Source organism: Escherichia sp. XD33, assembly GCF_019375075.1.
Taxonomy (GTDB): Bacteria; Pseudomonadota; Gammaproteobacteria; order Enterobacterales; family Enterobacteriaceae; genus Enterobacter; species Enterobacter flexneri_A.
This window is the reverse complement of sequence record NZ_JAENDM010000138.1, coordinates 1-2,856: the sequence shown is the minus strand read 5'-3', so window position 1 is coordinate 2,856 and position 2,856 is coordinate 1. Positions and strand designations below refer to the sequence as shown.

The following is a 2,856-nucleotide window of genomic DNA, read 5'->3' as shown; positions in this document are numbered from 1 at the left end:
GATTGACTTAATGGGTTATTGGAAATATTCCTGGCTCTTTCAACCAGTCTTCCAAGAGGAGAGAGAATAGCCAAAACACTAACAGAGCTTAAGCTTCCTGACATTAAAGTGGCTAACAATAAGCTGCTTATTGATGTATCAGTAAGCATGCCGGCAGCCATTGCGCTTGATATAATACTACCCCATATGAGCAAGAGTATTTTCACGGAAAAGCTAGCAGCCAATTTCGGCCTCGCGGCCTTCCCGCTTCTCAATTGAGCATATAATTTTTCCGCAGCCAAAACCTGCTCAGGTTCAGGCTTGGTCCTTACAGACTGGTATTCAACAATCGAACCATTCTTAGCTATTGGCGTTACATAAGCACTTACCCAATAGTGGTCGCCATTTTTACAGCGATTTTTTACTAGCCCCATCCATGAGCGGCCAGATTTTAATGTACTCCACATATGCTCAAATGCAGCAGGCGGCATATCTGGGTGTCTTACGATGTTGTGAGGCTGGCCTAATAGTTCTTCCTCAGTGAAACCACTGATTTTAATGAAGTCAGGATTAACGTACGTGATATGGCTTTGAGGGGAGGTAGTCGAAAGAATATTGGCATCTTTTGGGAGTTCTAAGTTTCGACCCGTCACTGGTAAATTCTGGCGCATAAGAACCTCAAGGGTTGGCTGTTTTATTTTATTGTTTTCGGCATTAAGCCCAATTTCTTGAGCGTTACGATAAAGCTAGCATGGAAACGATAGGTGCAAGCAAGTTAAGGGTTGCATCGCGCATGTCAATCTAGGCTATACCCTAACTTGATGTCAGGCAGGGCCGCGCCGCTTCGTCAGAATAGAGTCTGCTTTCCCATTTTTTGACACATGCCCGCGAAGGTTATAGATTTCAGCCTGACAGAAATGGGCTTTGAGGCACAACGGAACAGAAAGTGCACTTAAGCCGCCTTCAACCAAGGAGACATCGTGCAGGGGCACCGCATCGGCTACGTCCGGGTCAGCAGCTTTGACCAGAACCCGGAACGCCAGCTGGAACAAACCCAGGTGAGCAAGGTGTTCACCGACAAGGCATCGGGCAAGGACACCCAGCGCCCCCAGCTCGAAGCGCTGCTGAGCTTCGTCCGCGAAGGCGATACAGTGGTGGTGCACAGCATGGATCGGCTGGCCCGCAACCTCGATGACCTGCGTCGCTTGGTACAGAAGCTGACTCAGCGCGGCGTGCGCATCGAGTTCCTGAAGGAGGGCCTGGTGTTCACTGGCGAGGACTCGCCGATGGCCAACCTGATGCTGTCGGTGATGGGGGCCTTCGCTGAGTTCGAGCGCGCCCTGATCCGCGAGCGGCAGCGTGAGGGCATCGCCTTGGCCAAGCAGCGTGGCGCGTACCGGGGCCGCAAGAAAGCCCTGTCCGATGAGCAGGCTGCTACCCTGCGGCAGCGAGCGACGGCCGGCGAGCCCAAGGCGCAGCTTGCCCGCGAGTTCAACATCAGCCGGGAAACCCTCTACCAGTACCTCCGCACGGACGACTGACACATGCCGCGTCGCTTGATCCTCTCGGCCACGGAGCGGGACACCCTGCTTGCGCTGCCGGAAAGCCAGGATGACCTGATCCGCTACTACACCTTCAACGACTCCGACCTGTCGCTGATCCGCCAGCGACGCGGCGACGCCAACCGCCTCGGCTTCGCCGTGCAGCTCTGCCTGCTGCGCTACCCCGGTTACGCGCTGGGAACCGACAGCGAGCTGCCCGAGCCGGTCATCCTGTGGGTGGCGAAGCAAGTCCAGGCCGAGCCGGCGAGCTGGGCAAAGTACGGCGAGCGCGACGTGACCCGTCGCGAGCATGCCCAGGAACTGCGCACCTACCTGCAACTGGCCCCGTTCGGCCTGTCCGACTTCCGCGCCCTGGTGCGCGAGCTAACCGAGCTGGCCCAGCAGACCGACAAAGGCTTGCTGCTGGCCGGTCAGGCCCTGGAGAGCCTACGGCAGAAACGACGCATCCTGCCGGCGCTGAGCGTGATTGACCGGGCCTGCTCGGAAGCCATTGCGCGAGCCAATCGGCGGGTCTACCGCGCCCTGGTCGAACCACTCACGGACTCGCATCGGGCCAAGCTGGACGAGCTGTTGAAGCTCAAGGCCGGCAGCAGCATCACCTGGTTGACCTGGCTGCGCCAGGCACCGCTGAAACCCAACTCTCGGCACATGCTGGAACACATCGAGCGGCTGAAGACATTTCAGTTGGTGGACTTGCCCGAAGGCCTGGGCCGGCACATCCACCAGAACCGCCTGCTCAAGCTGGCCCGCGAGGGTGGGCAGATGACGCCCAAAGACCTCGGTAAGTTCGAGCCGCAGCGCCGCTACGCGACCCTGGCCGCCGTGGTGCTGGAGAGCACCGCGACCGTGATCGATGAGCTGGTCGATCTGCATGACCGCATCCTGGTCAAGCTGTTCAGCGGCGCGAAGCACAAGCATCAGCAGCAGTTCCAGAAGCAGGGCAAGGCGATCAACGACAAGGTGCGCCTGTACTCCAGGATCGGCCAGGCGCTGCTGGAAGCGAAGGAAAGCGGCAGCGACCCCTATGCCGCCATCGAGGCGGTGATTCCCTGGGACGAGTTCACCGAGAGCGTCAGCGAGGCCGAGCTGCTGGCCCGGCCGGAAGGCTTCGACCACCTGCACCTGGTCGGCGAGAACTTCGCCACCCTGCGCCGTTACACGCCGGCCTTGCTGGAGGTGCTGGAACTGCGCGCCGCGCCGGCCGCGCAAGGCGTGCTGGCAGCCGTGCAGACCCTGCGTGAGATGAACGCCGACAACCTGCGCAAGGTGCCGGCCGATGCACCCACGGCCTTCATCAAGCCGCGCTGGAAGCCGC

2 protein-coding genes and 1 pseudogene are annotated in these 2,856 nt (G+C 59.1%); 2 read left to right on the top strand and 1 reads right to left on the bottom strand.

From position 1 onward, the window contains the following. Window positions 1-650 (bottom strand): PAS domain-containing protein (locus K0778_RS25515; protein ID WP_153520327.1); only part of this gene is annotated, 650 nt, incomplete at its 3' end. Window positions 651-959: 309 nt separating this feature from the next. Between K0778_RS25515 and K0778_RS25510 the strand changes: the two genes are divergently transcribed. Both K0778_RS25510 and K0778_RS25505 read left to right on the top strand, forming a co-directional pair. Next, on the top strand, window positions 960-1,520 hold the full coding sequence (locus tag K0778_RS25510) for a recombinase family protein (RefSeq protein WP_001161490.1): 561 nt from the start codon (window positions 960-962) through the stop codon (window positions 1,518-1,520). 3 nt (window positions 1,521-1,523) lie between these two features. Further along, window positions 1,524-2,856, top strand: a pseudogene (locus K0778_RS25505) (Tn3-like element TnAs1 family transposase); the annotation flags it as partial.